Source organism: Bacillus sp. AFS037270 (assembly GCF_002585305.1).
In genome coordinates this window covers 6,931-28,299 of sequence record NZ_NUNF01000031.1, presented here as the reverse complement: position 1 = coordinate 28,299, position 21,369 = coordinate 6,931, and the positions used below count along the sequence as shown (strand labels likewise).

Below are 21,369 nucleotides of genomic sequence, written 5' to 3'. Positions count from 1 at the left end.
CTGGTAATCTAGAAATATTTCTTTTTCCAAAACACAAACGCGGTTAAACTCGTTAAAAATGCCGAAATGACTAGCGGGATGGCATACGAATGGGTAGCGTGCTGGAAAGGGATATCGACATTCATCCCATAAAAACTTGCCACCATTGTTGGGAAGGATAAGATAATCGTAATCGACGTTAAAAACTTCATGACGATGTTCAAGTTATTAGAAATGATCGATGCGAAAGCATTCATCATCCCTGACAAAATTGAACGGTACGTCTCTGCCATTTCAATCGCCTGAGTCTTTTCAATAATCACGTCTTCTAATAAGTCCTTATCTTCTTCATACATTTTTAGATAATTAAAACGCAAGATTTTATCAAGGACAACCTTATTCGATTTTAAGGATGTGGTAAAGTAAACTAAACTTTTCTCTAAAGCTAGAAAGGCATAGAGCTCTTTATTTTTTAAAGACTGGTGTACTTCACGTTCAATTTCGTTTGTTTTCTTATTAATTTGCTTGAGGTAACGAAGATAATAAGAAGAAATCACAAACAGTATTTGCAAGGCAAAGCGTGTCTTTTTAAAAGTAAAGAACTCCTTCACCCGATTTTTTCGAAACTCTTCAATAATCGGTGAATCTTTTAATGAAACGGTAATAATATTATCTTCTGTTAAAATAATGCCAATTGGAATGGTTTCATACACAGCTAAACCTGTTTCATCGTGGATAATATAGGGAAAGTCGACGATAATATAGACTCGGCCGTCATCCCGTTCAATCCTCGGACGTTCTTCATCATCCAGCGCATCTTTTATAATATCTACATCAACCTGAGCATCATTTGAAACCTTATTTATTTCTTCTGCTGTTGGGGCATACATATTGACCCAGCAGCCTTTTGAGACAACGTCAACCTGTTCAAGGACCCTTGCATCGGTACTTTTAAAAATTTCTAACATGGCAAAACCTCCTCTTTCTCTTTAATCGAGGAAGCCAACAACCTTTTTAAGAGTTGATATTCTGATATTCAATTTCATCAATTCTAAGATTACATTGACTTCCTCCCGCCTACTTGGGTCCGGGTCTACGGAATAACTCAAAAATATCAACTCCCTCACTTTTTATATCCTATCCTATCATAAACCCAAATGCTACAAAGTACAAAGGAGTTTTTTTAGGAATTATTTGTCTTCAGGAAAATATGGATTCAGATGGATTAATACTTCATGAATATTGTCATTTTGGTCCATAAGTGCAAGTTTTATTGATTTTGCCAAGTCATGTCCCTCTTTTATGGTTTTAAAATGATCAATGGCTATGCGAATGTCAACTAAAACATAATGGCCATGCTCTCTTGCTCTTACGCGGTCGATCCTGCGAACTTCTGGGAAATCCTTTATTACCGTTATATAATCCTGCAATGTTTCCGTGTTGATATTACGCTCTAATAAAATATCAAAGGCTTCGGTTAACATTTCTTTCGCAATTTTAAAAATTAAATAGGCCACAAAGACACTGGCTGCCTTATCACCGTATAGTAAAAAGTGAATATCCATCCGCTCTCCAATGATGGAAAGAAGAACCCCTATAGCGGCTGCAATCGATGCCACAATATCCGCTTTATGGTCAAAGGCAATCGCTTCAATTGCTTTACTATTATTTTCATTCGCTACTTTTAACGAACTTCGATAGAGGATGATCTTTGTAATAAACGAAAAAAGGGCCACCCACATCGCTAACAGACTTGGTGATTCCACCTTATGAAAGAAACCGCTGATTCCTTCGTAAGCCACATAAATGGCAACTAATAGAAGGAGAATCCCGATTATTTCCGATACAATGACCTCAGCTTTTCCATGACCATATGGATGTTCCTTATCGGCCGGTTTATTGGCAATTTTGATTACAAGTAAGACAATTACAGATGCAAATACATCCGCTGCCGAGTGAATACCATCTGCAAAGACAGCATCACTATGTCCGTACCAGCCAATCACGATCTTTCCTAGGGTTAGGATGATATTACTAATCACACTAATCCAGGCTACTTTTTTAGCCAGAGCTTCTCTCATTACCATAATGAAACCACCTTTAAATTAAGAAAAGCGCAAGCGCCTTGGTCAGCCCCGACAAGCATAAGACGAGCCGGCCGAAAGGTTGCTTTTTAACCTTTTGGACGGATTGGCTGTAGACCATCGAGGGGCTAGGCGCTGGAGCTAGACAGTTCTCATCTACTAAAAACGTCAATTGAACCCGTTTGGGCTGACTTTGACCTGTTTCCTTGTTAAGTATAAGCAGACTTGCCTCAAAAATCATATCAAAAAGGACCTAGATGGGTCCAGAGAAAAACTCTTGTGTGATTAAAACAATATTGAGTAAGGGCAAGAAATATGCCCTTACTCTTCTAGCCCGTCTTTTTCTTGCTTTAGCATCTCCACTTCTTCCACGACAGAGATCCGGTTGATTTGATCATGAAGATAATGGAAGGCCTGATCTAGCTCTTCACGTGATGGAAATTCATTTTTTTGTTTCATCGCTCATTCCCCTTTCTAAAATTTTTAGGAGTAATTAATGTGAAATAAGAAAAAATACGGTTGTACCATAATCTAAAAAGGGAGGTTACAAAGGTGGAACATAAAAAAGCAAACCCTAAAAAAGAACTTGCGGGCAGTTTTTATCATCCAAGCTACTACAAAGAAAGTGACGACCTATCTTCTGGCATCGCTACTTCTCACGAGCAAGTGAGCGATACCTATACAGAAGGAGAAATTGGGGCCGTCATTGATGATGTCAATGGCAAAGATATTCCGATCCCTAGAAAAGGTTTCGAATAAAGTAAATAAGAAAAGCGCAGCGGCGCTTAGACTTCGGCGACAAGCACAAGACGAGCCGGCCGAAAGGTTGTTCTTTAACCTTTTGGACGGATTGGCTTGTGACCTCGAGCCGATGGCGCCTGGAGCTGGACAATTATCTAAGTCAAAATTTTATACTTTCTATTCTTGAAGTAGGAAAACAGCTCTCATTTGAAAGCTGTTTTCTTTTTTTAATTACTTCTCATCCTCAACATATGGGTCATGTTCATAACCAGGTAAATCCCCGTAACTTGTCATAATTCCTTCCTCGTCGAGGGCAGCCTCGTATTTTTCATGCTGAGCATTTGGATAAACCGTTATATTGTTACCATACATATCATTTCCAACAAAGTTTTCATAGTCTTCTACATAACCAATACTTTCTTCGGATTCATTGTATGTGTCGTTATAGTGGTCTTTAGGAAAAGCAAGGTCAGAAGGTGTATCAGATGTTCCCCACTCCGCTACTGACTGCCAAGAATCCTCCGCATCAAAGGCCACATTTTCATCAGATTCATCCATATCGAACTTACCAAACGGAGGCATTAGGACGCCTTCTTCAATTGGCCGGTCATGGGAGGTAACTTGGTCCGGGCTATGCTCAATACAATACGTTGTATTTGGCAGTGCTTCTAACCTCTCTGTTGGTATATCCTTACCGCAAACCTCACATTTTCCGTATGTTCCCTTTTCCATCGCCTCTAGGGCACGATTGATATTATATAACTGTAATTTCTCGTGCTCAAGGAGAGCATTATCCTTTTCACGTTCAAAAAGGTCTGTTCCTTCATCAGCAGGATGGTTATCATAACTCGATAACTCCCCCATTGACTCGTGATAATGTCCGCGTTCAAATCCGAAATGGTCGTTCTGGTCGAATCGTTCCTCTATTTCACTTTTTTCCTTTAACAATTGTAACCGTAACTCAGCTAACTGCTGTGTCGATAACATGTTATTACCCCTTTCAGAAAACGCAATTTAACTATTTATTTCACCAGCAAGGTTTTATTATTTACTGTTCCTTTATATTTTCATTTTTTTCATGGTTGATTATGTAATAAAAATTTAATTCCAATAAATTTCCCTTTGGTTTTTCAGGGAGCAATCGAATAAGTTTTAGTCTGTCGTGTATCTTAAGAGTGATAAGGTGAAAATGAAGAGAAAAGAGGGGATTTCGAATGGTTAATGAAAACTTTGATAAATTTAGAAAAGTTCAGCAGGAACATCAAGGAAAGTATCTCGGAAGCGATCGAAATCAACAGCCCGGCCTCAATGATCGTGAATATAATAATCAATCAATTACAGATAAATCACCAGGTGCAACAGGACGTAATCTGTAAATGCCTCCCTTCTCATAAGGAAGCTAAAAGGTTGGGCGGACTGCCTCCCAGCCTTTTTAACATCAGCAATGTTTCGATACAAAGGAGAATAAAATGAGTAAATCTAAGTCAGGTGCGAAAGAAAAAAACAATATGAAATGGTGGCAGTTGTCACTATTTGGAGTGGGCTGTACAATTGGAACAGGCTTCTTCCTAGGCTCTGGTCTTGCCATTAAAATGGCTGGGCCCGCTATTTTGCTTGCGTTTTTAATTGCTGCGCTTGGTACTTATTTTGTCTATGATGCTCTGTCCAAAATGACCTCACAAGAGCCCTTAAAGGGCGGGTTTAGGTCATACGCCAAGAAAGCCTACGGACGGTGGGCCGGCTTTAGCAGCGGCTGGGTATATTGGTCATCAGAAGTGCTTATCATGGGAAGCCAATTAACAGCACTGTCCATTTTTTCACGCTTCTGGTTTCCAAACATCCCCTTATGGATATTTACCGCCATCTATGCGATTTTAGGCTTAACCATTATTTTAATCGGAGTAAAAGTGTTAAATAGGCTAGAAAATATTTTGGCTATTTTAAAAATATCTGCGATAACGATGTTTATTGTCATCGCGCTGCTGGCACTCTTTGGTGTAATTGAGGGTGACCGTCCGATTCAGTTTCCGAATAGTGCTAATGAAATAATACCGCATGGGACGATCGGCTTGTGGTCCGCCGTTATTTTTGCCTTCTACGCGTTTGGCGGGATCGAAATTTTAGGTTTAATGGCGACGAAATTAAAGGATCCAAGTGAAGCACCGAAAGCTGGAAAAGTCATGCTGTTTACCCTCATGTTTATTTATGTATTGTCGATTGGTTTGGCCGTTATGATGGTGTCCTGGAATGAATTTAATACAAAGGAAAGCACCTTTGTTGTCGCCTTAAATGCATACCATCTGCCTTTTATCCCACATTTCTTTAATGCCGCGCTTATAATCGCGGGCTTTTCAACGATGACCGCCTCTTTATATGGAGTGACCAGCGTATTAGAAACGCTTGGGGAAGAGGAGGATGCTCCTGCTTGTTTTGCAAAAAAAGGGAAACTTAAGGTTCCATTATGGACTTTGATCATTACCATGCTCGGAATCACAGCATCGATCGTCTCGGCCTTGGTACTGCCGGATAAAATTTATGAGTGGGTTACAACAGCGGCAGGATTAATGCTTCTTTATAATTGGCTGTTTATACTTGCATCCTCTAGAAAAATTTTAGAGTTAAAGCTAAAGGAAAAAATCATGTATACAATCGGAGCCTTGTTTATTTTAATTGCTGTGAGCGGAACCTTATTTCATGACACTAGCAGGCCTGGCTTCTTTATTAGTTTAGCCTTTATCGGGGTCATCGGGATTATTACCTTTATCCTCAGTTTTAAATGGAGAAAAGAAAAGACCAAAGAAAAAAGCAAGAGTAAAGTACTCAAACCGTGGCCAACAGCATAGAAAAGCGGAAGCGCCTTGATCAGCCCCGACAAGCACAAGACAAGCCGGCCGAAAGGTTGTTCTTTAACCTTTTGGACGGATNNGGGCTAGGCGCTGGAGCTGGACAATTTCCCAAGTTCAGAAATCCCAAAAAAAGTCAGCTGCCTAAGGCTGACTTTTTTATTAGCCAAATAGATTATGAAACGCTTGCATGCCAAAGTAAATTCCAAAACCAATCAAAGATATGCCGGATAGACAGGATATAACAACCAGTAAGTGGGACGTTAAGAATTTGCGGAAGCTGCTCGCTACACCTGCCATCGTAATATCCCAAATCAGCAGCCCGATGAAAATGGCACTACTATAAAGAATTAATTGGCTTGCCTCATAGGTAGCCGCCGTTTTAGCAAGGACGGATCCATAAATCCCCAACCAAAAAAGGATGGTTAAGGGGTTGGAAATCGACATCAAAAAACCCGAAAAAAATGATTTATAAAGCGGTTCTTTGCCTCGTGCCTGTTGTAGATTTATTTTTCCAGCATTCATAAAGGTTTCGATTCCTGTATACATCAGGACAAAACAGCCAAAGAACCACAGGAAGGTTTGCATAAAAGCGGTCTCTAGGAATTGAACCACACCTATGTAAACAACAAGCATATAAATTCCATCTGCCACCACGGCCCCTACCCCAATAAGCCATGAGTGCATAAAGCCATTTCTTATTCCCCGATCAATTTGTGCCGCATTAATGGGCCCAATTGGAGCGGCTAGCGATAACCCCAACAGTATATAGCTCAAAAATACATTCATTAATACCTCTCCCCCCAAAGCGATGGATAGATGCCTGTCTATCCATGTGTATTCAAAAGGAGAGGGTTGTACAACTAAAAAATAGAAAAAAGAGCTTTCCACATTTAATAGAAAGCCCACCGTTTTAAACATTACTTATTTGATTCAGATACCTTCCTAAAGTCGAAACTAAATCCGCCCTCATCTAGCGGCTGATTAAGCAAGTGATGCCTTGGTACAGGTAAAGAATAGGAGTCAATTTCAACAATATATTTAGGCCGGTTCTTGGTTTCCTTATAAATTTTCCCAACATATTCTCCTATTAATCCGATGGCAATCAGCTGTAGGCCGCCAATTAACCAGATCGAGGTAATTAAGGACGTCCATCCAGTTAGAGTTGTACCAAAAAATTTAAGGTATAAGAAATATCCTCCAAAAAGCAAACTCATGAAAAAAGATACGAATCCTATTATTAATACAAAGCGGATGGGAGAAACAGAAAAGGATGTAATTCCATCAAAGGCAAACCCAAGCATCTTTTTTAAAGGGTATTTTGTTTCTCCTGCCTGTCGTTCTAAGCGGTCATAGTAAACGACATCGGAACGAAAACCTAGTAATGGAACAATACCCCTTAAAAATAAATTAACCTCATTGAAACGCTCGAGTTCTTGGACAGCACGTTTGCTTAATAGCCGAAAATCGGCATGATTATAAACAAGGTCAACACCCATTTTTTTCATTAGTTTGTAAAACCCTTGGGCTGTGCTTCGCTTAAATAGCGTATCCGTTTCTCGCCCTTTGCGGACACCATACACAATTTCATAGCCCTGATGGAACCTGACGATAAATTCACGAATAACCCGGATATCATCCTGGAGGTCTGCATCAATCGAAATCACACAATCAGAATGCTCCTTTGCAGTAAATAACCCGGCCAGCAAGGCATTTTGATGGCCGACATTCCGCGATAACTTCAGGCCGCGGACATAGTCATTGCGAAGCCCTTCCTTATAAATTAGCTCCCATGTTCGATCCTTACTTCCGTCATCAACAAATAAGATTTTACTTTGTTTTGAAACAAGCTCATCATCGATAAGTTCTTTTAGCTGCCCCTCGAGCTGTTCAATGGTGTCTGGTAAAACTGCTTCCTCGTTATAGCATGGTACAACAATGGTAAGGACTGGTTCTATCATTTATAATCCCCTCGCTGCTTACATGGTTTTATATAAATAAATCTTCCAGGCTGAATTTTTTGAAGAGAATACCCTTTCAAGTAAAAGCTTGTTCTGGCTGGCATTGTCGATTGGAAGGCTTGAAAAGATATATCGGCCGCCCATCTCCTTAAAGACTTCCGTATTTAGCTGAAGATTTTTTAAATGCCGTTTTGAGTCCTTCTTAATCATATATCTTTTCCCAAGCTGGGCTGTAAAAAGGTAACAGCGCCCTCCCCACTTATCGTAGTATTTTTGGATTGATTTATTTTTTGATAATTCCTTAGCAATTATTTTTCTAAACTGATGTTTATAGCTTAATGGATAAAAATTGTTATAGGTATCAATCGTATAAAAACCGTTGAATTGAGAAATGGCCGGATGGAGTCCGATACTAGCCACACGGTATTCTTCGGGATTTTGGCCGATATAATCCTTTATTTCGGTAAATAAGTCTTCTGCAAAAAACTCCTTAACCGTTGGCTTCTCCCGGTAGATGATTTCATCATTCAATAAACCTAAAAAAACAATTTGCGAAACGATCAGCCATTTAGCAATTTTTATCCCATCGAGTCCATGAACGGCAATAATTTTTAAGGCAAGGGCAAAACTGGCATAAATCACCATTGGTCTTAAGAAATGGTAGCGGGCAAAATTAAAGGTATCCATAAAGTGAAAGATTTTTGTTAATGGCAGCCACCCCTCATAAAACCAAAAGGCATACCATAATGACAGGAATATATTTAATCCAAATAAAAAGACATAAAGCTTTTCCTGCTCCCAAAGCTTTTTGGTAAACACGATATAGATCGCCATTAAGGTGGCCGGCAGAATAATGAGGGTATGTACGGTCATTACATGCGTGTGTCCAAGTAAGTAATTTTTCACAAAAAGCCTAACAACTCTCCAAAATGGAAGATACGCATGGAAGTATTCATCACGGCTATTAGGTTCGGAGGAAAACAAAAAAGAATAAATAAGCCGATATTCCACCAGCATAAAAATACCCGTCATGTAACTAATCGCAAATAAAAAGCGAAGGTTCCAGCCCTTCCCGCGTAAAACATCCCATAACCAAAATACCCCTATCGCACTTAGAAAAAAGAAAAAACCTAATACTATGCTTGCATACAAAGGAAGTAGTGTCAGCACCAGATAGTCTTTCCATGTATCTTCATGCTTTCGGATATTGAGAAATGCCCATAGCGCTATTGGCATGCCTAGTGTGCTTAGCATCCCTGACGGCCAAAAAGGGGTTAGAGCAAAAGCAAGTGCACTGCCAATTTTTATGACAAGCCATTTATCACCTGGCATTAGGTGGTCTTTAAGCAATAAATACATACCAAAGAAAGCAACAATCCTTGTGAGTGCTTGGCTTAATCCGTAGGCAATCATTGTCGGAAAGAGCGCATATAACCAGACAATCACACTATATTCCGTCCCAATAGCATTTCTCGATAATTGTCCATTAATAATTTGCGGAATGACGGCATTGACGCTGCCAAACATTTCCCCACTTCTTGCTAATACCTTATACCAAGCTAAATTTGAGTCCAGATTATCATGAACCCGGATATGGGCATTTTCCTGCAAAATAAATAGTGGAGAGAGATAGACCGCAATCACAATTAAAGCGAAAAGGATTAAGCTGCGCTCCTTTTTCGTTTCAATAACCACTCTTCTACACCCCTATGTTCAAGAGTTCTTCCATTTTAAAATTTACTGAAGGAATGAAATTTATTCCAAAAAACAAAAAAAGCTGCTTTTTTCTATTGTCTAGATATATGGAACTTGATCGTGACGACGGGCATTGATTAATCGTCAATCGCGGTTATTGAGGAAGTTATTGAATTTTTATCCAAGCTCGTATCCTCTAGCCAGACTATTGACGACCTTCATTGAATTATTCTTTCAAGCTTGGTCGTCTATCAAGGCTATTGACGACCTTCATTGCATTTTTTTTCAAGCTTGGGTCGCCTATCAAGGCTAATAACGACCTTCATTGGATTTAAAAAAACGTTTAGGTCTTCTATCGGAGTTTGGCGACCCAAATGGCGTAAAAAGAACAATCGTCGTTAAATTAAATATTACACCTCCAAATGCCATCCACCCCAACTATGTTGCGTGAGCATTGGACCAACCAACGAAATAACGGTAAAAGATTATGGGACTTACTATTTTTGACCATAATATCTAGTATAGAAACGAGGTGCCGGTGATGCCAAACAGAGTTTATATAGGCTTTTTACGCTTACCGCTTCTAGTACGCATCTTAATGATGGCTTTATTGGTCTTTCTTACATTTGGGATTACGATACACTTTTTAGAGCCTGATACCTTCCCAACCATCTTTGATGGGATTTGGTGGGCGATTATTACAGCATCCACCGTTGGATATGGTGATTATGTGCCCCATTCATTCTTTGGCAGAGTAACTGCCTTACTATTAATCCTATTTGGCGTGGCCTTTGTGTCCTCCTATTTTGGGACATTAGCTGCTGCGGCTGTTACCAAACAAGATGCCCTTTCAGAAGGTAAAATCCCTTTTAAAGGGGCTGGTCATATCATTATCATCGGTTGGAATGAGCGGTCAAAAGAATTAATTCATAAGCTAACCAGAACAAATGATCAGCAAATGATCGTCTTAATTGATGAGACACTTGAAGCAAATCCGGTTAAATCGAGATTTGTCCATTTTATCCAGGGAAAAGGCCATGTGGATGATACGATAATGAAAAGTGATATTGAAAATGCGGAAAAAGTACTCATTACAGCTGACCGTGGGAACGATGAACTTCAAGCAGATATGAACAGCATCTTAACATTACTTACGATTAAGGGCCTGTGTCCACAAGTAAAATGTATCATTGAAATCTTGACGGCTGAACAAGTGATCAATGCAAGACGCGCAGGAGCAGATGAGGTAATCCAATCCAATAAATTAACAAGTGTCTTTATGATTAACAGCCTCCATTCTAATGGAGATGGACTATTATTAAATGTGATCAATCAACTGCAAGAAAGCAGGCTCTTCACTAATTCCGTAAAAAGAGCGGATATCGGAAGGAGCTTCAGGGAAATTGGTGTTGAACTGATTGAGGATGGATGTTTATTAATCGGATTAAAAAGAGGGGATGAAACGATTCTAAATCCCCCCAACTCTTTTGAAATTGAAGAAAATGATAAATTATTGACATTTAAATAGTTATTGGGTAGGTAAAAGGACGTTTTCTAAATCGGCCACTAACCTTTTTCCCCTATCGATATATTGAGTAGGAATATCGGCATCCGAATCAATAGGAGCTTGAAATTGATTTAGGGTAGCTGAAAAGTTACCGGTATCGCCGTGCTCATCAATTCCGTATTCATACTGATGTGACAATAGGAACGGTCTGCCGACTTCAACCGTACATCCTTTGCTATCCAGCTCGCCATCAACAGCCGTAAATGGCACCCTTAAAAACTGATAACTTTCTTCGTCATTCAGTTTATAGTCGAATGCACCATGATCATAATCCCAATTCCCGCCAATCGTATAGCCGATTGGCTTTAATTTTTGCTCAAGCTTATACAGGTCAAATTGTTTTCCTTCGATCTTGGATTGAATTTCAAACATATACAAATCCCCCCCTTTTTGATAGTGTTAGTTTCCCCAAACAAAAGAGTGCTGATGCAAAATGGCATCAGCACTCTTTATAATTTCATTAATTTATTTAAAAGACTTTGAAGATTATCTAGCTCCAGCGGCTAGGGGCTCGGGGTCATAANNCAAAAAGCGCCTTCTTGCAGAGTGCGTCTTATACCTTCGTCCCAGAACAGTCGCCTCCACATTTAGGTCAATCCGTCAAGAAGGCTGCAGCCTTCTCGCCGGCTCGTCTTATGCCTGTCGCCCCTGGACAAGCCGATCCGCTTCTGTTTATAATCTTTTCTCAAGTTCTGCTTTCTTTTCTTCAAAGCCAGGTTTGCCTAATAGTGCAAACATATTAACCTTGTATGCTTCAACGCCAGGCTGGTCAAATGGGTTCACTCCAAGAAGATAGCCGCTCATCGCACATGCTTTTTCAAAGAAGTAAACGAGGTAACCAAATGAATACTCGTCCATTTCAGGGATTGAAACAATTAAGTTTGGTACACCGCCATCTGTATGAGCAAGCATGGTACCTTCAAATGCTTTGTTATTAACAAAGTCGATGGTTTTTCCTTCTAAGTAATTAAGACCATCTAAATCATTTTCAAAGGCTTCAATGGATAACTCATGGCGAGGCTTGTCTACCTTCACAACCGTTTCAAATAAATCGCGTCTTCCTTCTTGAACGTATTGTCCTAATGAGTGAAGATCAGTTGAGTAGTTGGCTGAAGATGGGTAAATACCTTTTTGGTCTTTCCCTTCACTTTCACCAAACAATTGCTTCCACCATTCATTAAAGTACTGTAAGCCTGGTTCATAGTTAATCAGCATTTCAATTGTTTTTCCTTTATTGTAAAGGACATTTCTTACTGCCGCATATTGGTAAGCTGGATTCTCTTCGATTTCAGAATGACTGAAATCGTTTTGTGCTTGACGAGCACCTTCCATCATCTTTTCAATATTTGCACCAGATACAGCAATTGGTAAAAGACCTACAGCTGTTAAAACGGAATAACGTCCGCCAACATCATCCGGAATCACAAAGGACTCGTAGCCTTCTTCTGTCGCTAATGTTTTAAGAGCGCCTCTTGCTTTGTCTGTAGTCGCATAAATGCGTTTACGAGCTTCTTCTACACCGTATTTCTCCTCAAGAAGCTTACGGAAAATACGGAAGGCAATCGCTGGCTCTGTAGTTGTTCCTGATTTAGAGATGACGTTAATAGAAAAATCTTTTCCATCTAATAGGTCCATAACATCGCGCATATAGGTAGAACTAATGCTGTTTCCGACAAAAATGATCTGTGGATTGCTGCGTTTTTCTTTTGGAAGTGCATTGTAAAAGCTGTGAGAAAGCATGTCAATAGCAGCCCTTGCACCAAGATATGATCCGCCAATACCGATTACAAGCAGAACATCTGAATCAGATTTAATCTTCTCTGCAGATTTCTGGATTCGTGAGAATTCTTCCTTGTCATAGTTGGTTGGCAGTTCAATCCAGCCTAAAAAGTCATTTCCAGCCCCTGTACCCTCGTGAAGAGAATGATGGGCCACTTTTACAGCATCACGTAAATATGTAATTTCATGTTCTCCAAAAAAGGAGAGGGCCTTCGAGTAATCAAAGCGAACGTGTGTCATGTATGATCCTCCATAATTTTATTTTTCAGTTATCACTTTACCTAAGCTTGAGAAAATTATCAAGAAACCTCAGCTCGTGAAAGCGCACCCATTTTCGACAATTTCCTACTTTTATAATGATGCCCGGTAAATGGCTAGTACGTCGTCACGATTTAGCTTTTTAAAGTTACCAAATTCTCCATTTACCATTGCACGGTCAGCCATAAGTTCGATTTTACTGTCATCAATATCATAATCTGCCAAACGCGCAGGAGCCTCTATACTGTTCCAGAATTGACGCAGCTTACGAATTCCTTCTAAACCAGCTTCCTCCGCAGTCTTGCCTTCAGGATCTATTCCGAACACCCTGACAGCGAGCTTCTTAAAGCGCTCAGGTTTCACACTTAGATTATGCTCCATCCAGTGAGGGAAAAGAATCGCTAATCCGCCGCCGTGTGGAATATCATAGACTGCAGATACCGCGTGTTCTAAGTTGTGTGTTGCCCAATCGCCATGATAGCCCATATTTACCATGCCGTTCAAAGCCATTGTACCGGCATAAAGAATGGTAGCGCGATGTTCATAGTTTTCAAGGTCTGCTAGTAACTTGGGAGCGGTCTCCATTACTGTAATCAGCAAGGACTCACACATGCGGTCTTGAAAATCTGTATTTTCTTCTAGATGGAAGTAATGTTCTAACACATGGGACATCATATCGACCATACCGTAAATGGTTTGGTTTCTAGGAACGGTAAAGGTATTTACCGGGTCAAGGATTGAAAATTTCGGGAATGTAACAGCACTTCCCCATCCGTATTTCTCATTAGTTTCCCAATTCGTAATAACGGAGCCAGAATTCATCTCAGAACCAGTTGCTGCAAGTGTCAAAACCGTTCCAAACGGCAGAGCTTCACGTGCTGCAGTTTTCCTTATCACAATATCCCAAGGATCTCCTTCATATTTAGCACCTGCGGCAATCAGTTTGGTACAGTCAATGACACTACCGCCTCCTACTGCTAAAAGGAACTCGATACCTTCTCTTTTACAAATTTCCACACCTTTTCTAGCTGTTGAAATACGTGGATTTGGTTCCACACCAGAAAGTTCAAAAACCTGAGCTCCTATTTCAGCTAAGATGCCGATCACATTATCGTAAAGGCCGCTTTTTTTAATACTTCCGCCGCCATAAACAAGTAATACTTTTTTTCCATATGGCGGGATTTCTGTTTTTAATTGTTCTAGCTGGCCTTTTCCAAAAATTAATTTGGTTGGATTCAAAAATGTAAAATTCTCCACAGATTAACACCTTCCTTTTCAATTACTATTATTATTTATAATGTTCCATTTTGCAAAAAACTAGACTGTGGTCCTTGGGGGATGAGACCCCTTCTTATCTTATCTGTCGTACTGTCGAATTCCTAATAACACATTAGAACGATGACGTTTCACCATTTTCAAAGTTATATTTTTACCCCGCTACAAAAAAATTCCCTGTATCGATGTACGATACAAGGAATTTTTTAGACCCAGCCCCTAAAAAGGGCCGCTTCTGCCAATCTTTTCACTCCCACCATATACGCAGCAAGGCGCATATCGATATGGCTGCTTTGTGCAAGCTCATAAATTCGACCGAAGGCCCGGATAATCTGTTCTCGTAATTTTTCTTCTATCTCTTCTTCATCCCAATAAAGCCCCTGATTGTTTTGAACCCATTCCATATAGGAGACGATCACACTTCCGGCTCCTGCTAAAACATCGGGGATGAGCAAAATATTACGCTCAGAAAGAATATTTGTCGCCTCAAGTGTGGTGGGTCCGCTCGCAGCTTCTGCGACAATTTTTGCTTTAATATTGTAGGCATTTTGAGCGGTTATTTGATTCGCAATCGCTGCGGGCACTAAAATATCACATTCTTTTATAATAAGCTCTTCGTTTGTCATGACACTATCAAACAGCGTGGTAATCGTTCCAAAGCTATCCCGGCGATCCAGAAGATAATCAATATCTAATCCATCAGGGTTATAAAGGGCACCGTAAACATCGGATATACCAATTATTAATGCCCCCGCGTCATGTAAAAACTTGGCGACATATCCCCCTGCATTTCCAAAGCCCTGGACAATCACCCGAGCTCCTTTGATCGAGATTCCACGCCTCTTGGCCGCTTCTTCAATACAAAGGGTAATCCCTTTTGCTCCTGCTTTTTCCCATCCCTCGGAACCGCCTAGCACCAAAGGTTTTCCGGTGATAAAGCCCGGGGAGTCATTTTGCCTGAGACGGCTGTATTCATCAAGCATCCAGGCGATAACTTGCGAATTCGTATACAGCTCAGGGGAAGGAATATCCTTAGTTGGTCCAACCATTTGGCTGATGGCGCGGACATACCCACGGCTTAACCGCTCTAGTTCTCCAAAGGACATGGTTCTAGGGTTACAAATAATCCCGCCCTTACCTCCGCCAAATGGCAAGTCACAAATTCCGCACTTCATGCTCATCCACATCGATAATGCCTTTACTTCATCCTCTGTTACTTTTGGATGGAATCGGATTCCCCCCATTGTCGGTCCGACTGCATCATTATGCTGGGAACGAAAGCCTTTAAAAATCTTGGTGGAGCCATCATCCATCCGAACAGGAATCCTGACGGTGATGGATTTCAACGGTTCCTCCAAAAGATGAAACATATCCTGATGATATCCGAGTTTTTTTAAGGCATCGTGTATTACAATTTTTGTCGATGCAAGTAAATCCAATTGTTCAGCAACCACTGTCTCCTCATCCATCGTCACCATGTTGGCACCCCTAGTTATTTTCTTGATTATCCAAGTACTTTGTTAATCCGTTCAATAGCCCAGTCTAATTCTTCTTTTGTAATCACAAGCGGCGGTGCAAAACGAATGACAGTTTCATGTGTTTCTTTGCATAATAGTCCATATTCTTTTAGTTGTTCACAATATTTTCGGGCTGATTCTGTCAATTCCACTCCAATGAATAAACCTCGTCCGCGCACTTCCTTAATCTTTGGATTGTTGATTGCTTTCAATTTATTGATAAAGTACTCCCCAAGCTCCAATGATTTTTCGGCAAGCTTTTCGTCGACAAGAACATCTAGAGCCGCGATGGAAACGGCACAGGCCATTGGATTTCCTCCGAAGGTCGAACCGTGTGAGCCAGGATTGAATACGCCTAGTATCTCTTTGTTGGCCACCACACAGGAGATTGGGAAGACGCCGCCGCCTAGGGCTTTACCGAGGATATACATATCCGGTTCAACCCCTTCCCACTCACTGGCAAACATTTTACCGGTCCGTGCTAAGCCTGATTGGATTTCATCAGCAATAAACAGGACATTGTTTTCTTTACAAACATCGAATGCCGCCTTCATAAAGCCTTCTGGCGGGATGATAATCCCGGCTTCCCCTTGAATTGGCTCAATTAAAAATGCTGCTGTGTTTGGAGTAATCGCTGCTTTCAGCGCCTCTAGGTCACCATATGGAATTAACTTGATACCTGGCAGCATAGGGCCAAATCCACGCTTATATTCAGCATCAGATGATAGGGACACCGCCGTCATCGTTCTTCCGTGGAAGTTCCCGACACAAGCGATGATTTCAGCTTGGTCTTCCGCTAAGCCTTTTACATCGTAGCTCCAGCGTCTTGCAGCCTTAACAGCCGTCTCAACCGCTTCCGCCCCTGTATTCATCGGCAGGACCATGTTTTTGTTCGTTAATTTGCAAACTTTTTCATACCATGGACCAAGTTGGTCGTTATGAAAAGCACGAGAAGTTAACGTAACCTTATCTGCCTGATCTTTTAATGCCTGGACAATCTTAGGGTGACGGTGGCCTTGATTAAGCGCAGAGTATGCACTTAGCATGTCCATGTATTTGTTGCCTTCTGGGTCTTCCACCCAGACCCCTTCAGCGCGTGAAATCACGATTGGCAGCGGATGATAATTATGGGCACCATACTTCTCTGTTTGCTCGATCAATTCATTTGAGCTGTTTCTTGTATCCATGTATTTTCCTCCCTGTTGATTTCCGAATTTTATGTATAGACACTTCTATTGTAGCCGAGCCCTAAAAAAGAATGAACATTTTTTCTATTAATTTTTATATACACATCGAATTACATTTATAATTTCCAACAAAAATAAAAAAATAAGCCTAGTCCAAAGATACAAAAAGATCTGGCCCAGGCTTAGATTCTGTTTACTTTTTAATTTCTTCCCGTGAAGATTGGTCAATCCATTCTTGCAGTTTATCTTTTAAGGTATTAAAACCTTGTTGCCCATCTGCTTCAGGAATGATCGCTGCAGCTTGACGTTTACGAGGTTTCTTTGGTTTAGCAGCCTGTTGCTGTTGCACAGGTGCTTCTTCAGTAGCACGGATGGAAAGGCCGATTTTCCCAGCTCCTTCATCTATTGATAAGACTTTGACCTTAATTTCATCTCCAACTTTAAGATGTTCATTTATATCTTTTACATAACCGTGCGTGATTTCCGAAATATGAACAAGACCTTGTGTATTATCATCTAACGCAACAAATGCCCCGTACGGTTGAATTCCTGTTACCTTACCTGTTAAAATACTTCCAACTTCAATATTTTCTGTCATGAAAACACTCCTAAGTAAATAATTATTTTTTCCCTTATATACGCATTAAAAAATTATATCATAAACAATACCTTTAATCAAAGTTATCGAGAAATACGTACAGCCCTTTGAACACCTTAACATAAAATTCATAAATGCATAAGGAAAAAGGAGTATTACCATGATATAATAATAGAGAGAAAATATCTTTTAAAGATGAGGTGAACGGTATGAATTCAATTGGGCAAACCATCAAAATGGGCCGTGAAATGCTTAATATGACTCAGGAGGAACTAGCTCAAAAGATTAGAGTAGGAACCCATACAATCGCTAAATATGAGGCAGGGGAACAAATTCCAAGTAATCAGACGATCTTAAAATTATCTACTGTTCTAGATATACCTGCATCTGAGTTATTACAGCATAATACCACTGTGAATCCTTGAAAATATTTATTTTAAAACGGTATAATTTACCGTTTTTTTATTTTAATTTATTTCTATGTATAAAAATGGGGGAAATGGGAAAACTTTAATTATAAAGCTTTCTAGTATTCCCCCTTTTTGAGAGGACAATCCAACAGGTTGTCCTCTTTTTTTGCCGTTTATTCAACCAGCTTTTCTTAACTTACAATGAGCAGGATTGGTTTTCTTTAATGACTAACAAATCTATCGCAATTTTACGACATTCGTCGATTGGAATCATTTTTTCAAATGAAAATTCATAAATAGATTGAATGCGTTCTGCTAACTTTAAAGGGTCATCCAGCTCATGAACAGCTTGAATTGTATCTGCTATTTCTGTATCATAATCGCCACCGTCTAAGTGAAAAGGATCCCATTGATTCAAGACGTCTACAAACTGCAGGTTGGTTTGTACCTCTTTTCGCATATTTCCCCTCCATCCTTTTATATTAGCTATTCTAACATAATAACCTGACTTAGTTCATCAAGCTTAAAAGCTTATTTAGGATTTGCTCACCAGTCAGGATAGCCTCTCCACCGCCTTGGGCAAAGGAATCATTCCCTCCACCCTTACCATTAATCATCGGCAAAATCTCGCCGATCAATTTTTTCATATTCTCTGTTCGTGATTTTCCTTTTGCTAGAACCACTTGTAAGCGAGTCCCATCCGTTGAAACAAAAAAGACGAGACTGTTTTCATGATCGGAAACAACCATACGGGCCAATTTCTGGAGCTCTTGGATTGTCCTGTTTTCAAAAACCTTCGTCGCGACAGTTTGTTCTTTTCCTGCCAGCTCCTTCGCTTCATATTGGAGTAAGGATTCTTTGGACTGTTCAAGTGCTTTTGTCAGTTGTTTCTCATTTTCCAACAATCGGATGACAGCTTGCTGCATGCCCTTTTCTGGGGCATTCAAGAGGTTGGTTAATTGGTGTAACACGCTTTGTTTCTCCTCAAGCTTTTTGATCACACGCAAGCCACAGGCAAATTGAATCCGGATATTTTTTCGTTGCTTTTCCCAATCTAAAATCTTTATGGCACTGACCTCACCGGTTGCCTTTGGATGCGTTCCGCCGCAGCCATTATAGTCAAATTCGGGGATGATCACAAGCCGGATATCTTCTTTTACCTTTGTCTCTTTCCTTAAATCATATTGGGACAATTCTGCCTCTGTAACCCATTTTGTTTCAATGGGACGGTTCTCGAGAATGATTTTGTTAGCAAGTTCTTCCGCTTTTAAGGCTTCTTCCTTTGTTAATTCTTCCGTCGCTAAGTCAATGGTTAGGTTTTCGGTTCCCATATGGAAACCAACTGTTTTATAGCCAAACAAACGGTCAAAAGCAGCCGATAAAATATGCTGACCCAAATGCTGTTGCATATGGTCGAATCTTCTTTCCCAATCAATCGCACAGCTTACATCAGAATCTGCGACCTGTAATGGTGCGTCAAGATAATGACGAATTTCACCGTTAACTTCTTCTACGTCAATAACGGCCCTTTCCTCGATTCGACCTGTGTCATGAGGCTGTCCGCCTCCGGTTGGATAAAAGGCTGTTTGATTAAGGACAACGTAATTTTTGCCCGTTTCATCGTTTTCTTGCTTTAAAATAGTTGCAGAAAAGCTATGTATGTATGCATCCTGATAATAAAGTTTAGCTCGCATTAGAATAAGCACCTCGTGATTGTTTTTGAATGGATGTATTCATTGTCCAAAAAGATGGCCATGAAATCAAGCGAAAAAGAAGAACCTGCTCTTTTTACCAAAAGAACAGGTTTTTCTTTCATTATTTATGCTAGTTATTACTTATCTTTTTTCCGTTGGCCGAAAGAAGTTGGTTGTTGCCCTTGCATGGATCCGCCCATTCCGCCCATACCTTGAGGAAAGCCCATTTGCTGCTGACCGCCCATTTGTGGAAATCCACCCATTTGTGGGGATCCTCCCATTTGTGGAAATCCACCCATTTGTGGGAATCCACCCATTTGCGGGAATCCACCCATTTGCGGGGATCCTCCCATTTGTGGGAATCCTCCCATTTGCGGGGATCCTCCCATTTGTGGAAATCCACCCATTTGCGGGGATCCTCCCATTTGTGGAAATCCACCCATTTGTGGGAATCCACCCATTTGTGGAAATCCTCCCATTTGTGGGGATCCTCCCATTTGTGGGAATCCTCCCATTTGTGGGAATCCACCCATTTGTCCTGGAAATCCGCCAAATTGTCTTTTTTCCAAAAAAATCGCCTCCTTACATTCTCGCTAATAGTGTATGTCCACTTTTTGGATAAGCTTAGATAGATACCTAGGGAAGCAAAAAAAAATAAACTATCCACTCGGGATAGCTTGTAACCTATTGTTTTTCGTCTTGTGCCTTTTTTTGCTCAGTCTTCTTTTCTTTAGAAATTTCACCACAGGCAATACGATTTCCAGAATCCCCCGCCGGCTGGGTCATTCCATCATCTTTACCTTCATGAATAACAATGGAAGTCCCTTCTTTTGTAAACAGAGATTTTTTGCCGTTTTTTAAGGTAACATTAGGTGCCATTAGTTCAGCCTTTACTGACCCGTCATTCTCGACAATTAAATTTGGCAGATCTCCCGCATGAGCTCCTTTCGGATGCAAAAGACCATGCTGTTTATTTTCAGGATTAAAATGGTTCCCCGCCGATTTAAAATCAGGGGCCTTGCATGTACCAGATTCATGTATATGTATGGCATGTTCGCCTGTAGGAAGTCCAGTTAAATCAACGGTCATTTTAACACCGCTCGACTGCTCAGCAAGCGTTATGGTCCCAAGCGAATCTCCTGATGGATTATATATTTGTACGTCTAACTGTTTCACTTCTTTTTCCATACACCCCGTAAGCAGGAGAAGCGGAATAAGCATCCAGCTCTTCTTCATAGTTTCCCCCCATTTAGACATTTGAGATTAGTATCGGCAATCAGCTCTTGAACTATTCTAAAAGTGGAAAGAAGTGGATTATGGAAAGATAAAAGGAACAGTCGTGTTTAACTGTTCCTTTGCGTAGTTTGTTTCTTGTTTATTTGTTCTTCTAACTCTTTTGTTTTTAAGGCTTCCCGGTTTGAAATTTTGATAATGAGACGCATGGTTAATAATGCACCGATTAAAAAAATAACACAAGTAATGGCAGCAGGAATATATTCTCTTTTATCTTCAGGAAAGTACAAAAATAATGCTAGTACGGATGGCAGAAACATTTTTCTTCTCCCTTTCTCTCTTCAGGCCCCTAATAGGTTCACTTTATTATAGCAAGAAAGAGGACTCCGTACCAACAGAAAAGCGGAAGCGCCTTGACCAGGGGCGCAAGGCTACAGACGAGCCGGCGAGAAGGCTGCTCTTTAGCCTTCTTGACGGATTGACCTAAATGTGGAGGCGACTGTTCTGGGACAAAGGTATAAGCCCCCCCTGCAAGAAGGCGCTTTTTG

The 21,369-nt window shown here is 40.4% G+C and carries 23 protein-coding genes; 5 read left to right on the top strand and 18 right to left on the bottom strand.

Annotated features, from left to right (window positions below):
* Positions 1–8: 8 nt before the first annotated feature.
* The 3 genes from COD92_RS15565 to COD92_RS32020 form a co-directional block, all read right to left on the bottom strand.
* Complete coding sequence (locus COD92_RS15565) at positions 9–947, bottom strand: magnesium transporter CorA family protein (protein ID WP_098529068.1); 939 nt, start codon at positions 945–947, stop codon at positions 9–11.
* 222 nt (positions 948–1,169) lie between these two features.
* Positions 1,170–2,066, bottom strand: coding sequence for a cation diffusion facilitator family transporter (locus tag COD92_RS15560; RefSeq protein WP_098529067.1), 897 nt, complete (start codon positions 2,064–2,066; stop codon positions 1,170–1,172).
* 318 nt (positions 2,067–2,384) lie between these two features.
* A complete protein-coding gene (locus tag COD92_RS32020; RefSeq protein WP_176541318.1) occupies positions 2,385–2,522 on the bottom strand; it encodes a hypothetical protein in 138 nt (45 codons plus the stop codon).
* 93 nt (positions 2,523–2,615) lie between these two features.
* On the opposite strand from COD92_RS32020, the gene COD92_RS15555 reads away from it, so the two are divergent.
* A complete protein-coding gene (locus COD92_RS15555; protein WP_098532010.1) occupies positions 2,616–2,822 on the top strand; it encodes a YozQ family protein in 207 nt (68 codons plus the stop codon).
* A gap of 213 nt (positions 2,823–3,035) precedes the next feature.
* Here the strand turns inward: COD92_RS15555 and COD92_RS15550 are convergent, their stop codons facing one another.
* Positions 3,036–3,791 carry a TraR/DksA C4-type zinc finger protein gene (locus tag COD92_RS15550; protein ID WP_098528079.1) on the bottom strand — a complete coding sequence of 252 codons (756 nt, stop codon included), beginning with the start codon at positions 3,789–3,791 and terminating at the stop codon, positions 3,036–3,038.
* A 227-nt stretch (positions 3,792–4,018) separates the two neighbouring features.
* Here COD92_RS15550 and COD92_RS32015 point away from each other — a divergent pair, with 227 nt between their 5' ends.
* Together COD92_RS32015 and COD92_RS15545 are read left to right on the top strand one after the other, a co-directional pair.
* Positions 4,019–4,180 carry a hypothetical protein gene (locus COD92_RS32015; protein ID WP_176541079.1) on the top strand — a complete coding sequence of 54 codons (162 nt, stop codon included), beginning with the start codon at positions 4,019–4,021 and terminating at the stop codon, positions 4,178–4,180.
* Positions 4,181–4,273: 93 nt separating this feature from the next.
* Positions 4,274–5,647, top strand: coding sequence for an amino acid permease (locus tag COD92_RS15545; protein ID WP_098528078.1), 1,374 nt, complete (start codon positions 4,274–4,276; stop codon positions 5,645–5,647).
* 162 nt (positions 5,648–5,809) lie between these two features.
* On the opposite strand, the gene COD92_RS15540 is transcribed toward COD92_RS15545, so the two are convergent.
* The 3 genes from COD92_RS15540 to COD92_RS15530 all read right to left on the bottom strand — a co-directional run bounded on the left by COD92_RS15540 (position 5,810) and on the right by COD92_RS15530 (position 9,303).
* Positions 5,810–6,436, bottom strand: a complete 627-nt coding sequence (locus COD92_RS15540) for a LysE family transporter (protein WP_098528083.1) — start codon at positions 6,434–6,436, stop codon at positions 5,810–5,812.
* A 131-nt stretch (positions 6,437–6,567) separates the two neighbouring features.
* Entirely contained in the window at positions 6,568–7,608 is a 1,041-nt protein-coding gene (locus COD92_RS15535) for a glycosyltransferase (protein ID WP_098528077.1), read from the bottom strand.
* An 18-nt stretch (positions 7,609–7,626) separates the two neighbouring features.
* Positions 7,627–9,303: a DUF6044 family protein gene (locus tag COD92_RS15530; RefSeq protein WP_098528076.1), complete on the bottom strand. Its 1,677-nt coding sequence runs from the start codon at positions 9,301–9,303 to the stop codon at positions 7,627–7,629.
* A gap of 541 nt (positions 9,304–9,844) precedes the next feature.
* Between COD92_RS15530 and COD92_RS15525 the strand changes: the two genes are divergently transcribed.
* Entirely contained in the window at positions 9,845–10,831 is a 987-nt protein-coding gene (locus COD92_RS15525; protein WP_098528075.1) for a potassium channel family protein, read from the top strand.
* Here COD92_RS15525 and COD92_RS15520 read toward each other — a convergent pair whose 3' ends face one another.
* The 6 genes from COD92_RS15520 to yugI all read right to left on the bottom strand — a co-directional run bounded on the left by COD92_RS15520 (position 10,832) and on the right by yugI (position 17,484).
* Positions 10,832–11,242: a YugN-like family protein gene (locus tag COD92_RS15520; RefSeq protein WP_098528074.1), complete on the bottom strand. Its 411-nt coding sequence runs from the start codon at positions 11,240–11,242 to the stop codon at positions 10,832–10,834.
* 300 nt (positions 11,243–11,542) lie between these two features.
* A complete protein-coding gene (locus COD92_RS15515; RefSeq protein WP_098528073.1) occupies positions 11,543–12,889 on the bottom strand; it encodes a glucose-6-phosphate isomerase in 1,347 nt (448 codons plus the stop codon).
* A gap of 111 nt (positions 12,890–13,000) precedes the next feature.
* A complete protein-coding gene (locus COD92_RS15510; RefSeq protein WP_098528072.1) occupies positions 13,001–14,164 on the bottom strand; it encodes an iron-containing alcohol dehydrogenase in 1,164 nt (387 codons plus the stop codon).
* Between the two features lie 224 nt (positions 14,165–14,388).
* The gene (locus COD92_RS15505; protein ID WP_098528071.1) at positions 14,389–15,660 is read right to left on the bottom strand and encodes a Glu/Leu/Phe/Val family dehydrogenase; all 1,272 of its coding nucleotides are present in this window, start codon (positions 15,658–15,660) and stop codon (positions 14,389–14,391) included.
* A gap of 26 nt (positions 15,661–15,686) precedes the next feature.
* Entirely contained in the window at positions 15,687–16,886 is a 1,200-nt protein-coding gene (locus COD92_RS15500) for an ornithine--oxo-acid transaminase (RefSeq protein ID WP_098528070.1), read from the bottom strand.
* Between the two features lie 193 nt (positions 16,887–17,079).
* Positions 17,080–17,484, bottom strand: a complete 405-nt coding sequence (yugI, locus tag COD92_RS15495) for a S1 domain-containing post-transcriptional regulator GSP13 (protein WP_098528069.1) — start codon at positions 17,482–17,484, stop codon at positions 17,080–17,082.
* 209 nt (positions 17,485–17,693) lie between these two features.
* Here yugI and COD92_RS15490 point away from each other — a divergent pair, with 209 nt between their 5' ends.
* Positions 17,694–17,909, top strand: coding sequence for a helix-turn-helix domain-containing protein (locus COD92_RS15490; RefSeq protein ID WP_098528068.1), 216 nt, complete (start codon positions 17,694–17,696; stop codon positions 17,907–17,909).
* A 181-nt stretch (positions 17,910–18,090) separates the two neighbouring features.
* Here COD92_RS15490 and COD92_RS15485 read toward each other — a convergent pair whose 3' ends face one another.
* The 5 genes from COD92_RS15485 to COD92_RS15465 all read right to left on the bottom strand — a co-directional run bounded on the left by COD92_RS15485 (position 18,091) and on the right by COD92_RS15465 (position 21,141).
* Positions 18,091–18,354 (bottom strand): DUF1871 family protein, encoded by a 264-nt coding sequence (locus tag COD92_RS15485; RefSeq protein ID WP_098528067.1) that lies wholly within the window; start codon positions 18,352–18,354, stop codon positions 18,091–18,093.
* Between the two features lie 49 nt (positions 18,355–18,403).
* Positions 18,404–19,588 carry an alanyl-tRNA editing protein gene (locus tag COD92_RS15480; protein WP_098528066.1) on the bottom strand — a complete coding sequence of 395 codons (1,185 nt, stop codon included), beginning with the start codon at positions 19,586–19,588 and terminating at the stop codon, positions 18,404–18,406.
* Positions 19,589–19,725: 137 nt separating this feature from the next.
* Entirely contained in the window at positions 19,726–20,157 is a 432-nt protein-coding gene (locus COD92_RS15475; RefSeq protein ID WP_098528065.1) for a hypothetical protein, read from the bottom strand.
* A gap of 115 nt (positions 20,158–20,272) precedes the next feature.
* On the bottom strand, positions 20,273–20,824 hold the full coding sequence (locus COD92_RS15470; protein ID WP_098528064.1) for a superoxide dismutase family protein: 552 nt from the start codon (positions 20,822–20,824) through the stop codon (positions 20,273–20,275).
* A 107-nt stretch (positions 20,825–20,931) separates the two neighbouring features.
* Positions 20,932–21,141 carry a hypothetical protein gene (locus tag COD92_RS15465; protein WP_098528063.1) on the bottom strand — a complete coding sequence of 70 codons (210 nt, stop codon included), beginning with the start codon at positions 21,139–21,141 and terminating at the stop codon, positions 20,932–20,934.
* Between the last annotated feature and the right edge of the window lie 228 nt (positions 21,142–21,369).

Excerpts from the sequence above, each read along its gene's own strand:
- COD92_RS15560 (WP_098529067.1), bottom strand. The coding sequence starts at position 2,066 with ATGGTAATGAGAGAAGCTCTGGCTAAAAAAGTAGCCTGGATTAGTGTG.
- COD92_RS15485 (WP_098528067.1), bottom strand. The coding sequence starts at position 18,354 with ATGCGAAAAGAGGTACAAACCAACCTGCAGTTTGTAGACGTCTTGAAT.
- COD92_RS15500 (WP_098528070.1), bottom strand. The coding sequence starts at position 16,886 with ATGGATACAAGAAACAGCTCAAATGAATTGATCGAGCAAACAGAGAAG.
- COD92_RS15550 (WP_098528079.1), bottom strand. The coding sequence starts at position 3,791 with ATGTTATCGACACAGCAGTTAGCTGAGTTACGGTTACAATTGTTAAAG.
- COD92_RS15565 (WP_098529068.1), bottom strand. The coding sequence starts at position 947 with ATGTTAGAAATTTTTAAAAGTACCGATGCAAGGGTCCTTGAACAGGTT.
- COD92_RS15480 (WP_098528066.1), bottom strand. The coding sequence starts at position 19,588 with ATGCGAGCTAAACTTTATTATCAGGATGCATACATACATAGCTTTTCT.
- COD92_RS32020 (WP_176541318.1), bottom strand. The coding sequence starts at position 2,522 with ATGAAACAAAAAAATGAATTTCCATCACGTGAAGAGCTAGATCAGGCC.
- COD92_RS15520 (WP_098528074.1), bottom strand. The coding sequence starts at position 11,242 with ATGTTTGAAATTCAATCCAAGATCGAAGGAAAACAATTTGACCTGTAT.
- COD92_RS15470 (WP_098528064.1), bottom strand. The coding sequence starts at position 20,824 with ATGAAGAAGAGCTGGATGCTTATTCCGCTTCTCCTGCTTACGGGGTGT.
- COD92_RS15490 (WP_098528068.1), top strand. The coding sequence starts at position 17,694 with ATGAATTCAATTGGGCAAACCATCAAAATGGGCCGTGAAATGCTTAAT.
- COD92_RS15465 (WP_098528063.1), bottom strand. The coding sequence starts at position 21,141 with ATGTTTCTGCCATCCGTACTAGCATTATTTTTGTACTTTCCTGAAGAT.
- COD92_RS15515 (WP_098528073.1), bottom strand. The coding sequence starts at position 12,889 with ATGACACACGTTCGCTTTGATTACTCGAAGGCCCTCTCCTTTTTTGGA.
- COD92_RS15545 (WP_098528078.1), top strand. The coding sequence starts at position 4,274 with ATGAGTAAATCTAAGTCAGGTGCGAAAGAAAAAAACAATATGAAATGG.
- COD92_RS15540 (WP_098528083.1), bottom strand. The coding sequence starts at position 6,436 with ATGAATGTATTTTTGAGCTATATACTGTTGGGGTTATCGCTAGCCGCT.
- COD92_RS15525 (WP_098528075.1), top strand. The coding sequence starts at position 9,845 with ATGCCAAACAGAGTTTATATAGGCTTTTTACGCTTACCGCTTCTAGTA.
- yugI (WP_098528069.1), bottom strand. The coding sequence starts at position 17,484 with ATGACAGAAAATATTGAAGTTGGAAGTATTTTAACAGGTAAGGTAACA.
- COD92_RS15505 (WP_098528071.1), bottom strand. The coding sequence starts at position 15,660 with ATGGTGACGATGGATGAGGAGACAGTGGTTGCTGAACAATTGGATTTA.
- COD92_RS15535 (WP_098528077.1), bottom strand. The coding sequence starts at position 7,608 with ATGATAGAACCAGTCCTTACCATTGTTGTACCATGCTATAACGAGGAA.
- COD92_RS32015 (WP_176541079.1), top strand. The coding sequence starts at position 4,019 with ATGGTTAATGAAAACTTTGATAAATTTAGAAAAGTTCAGCAGGAACAT.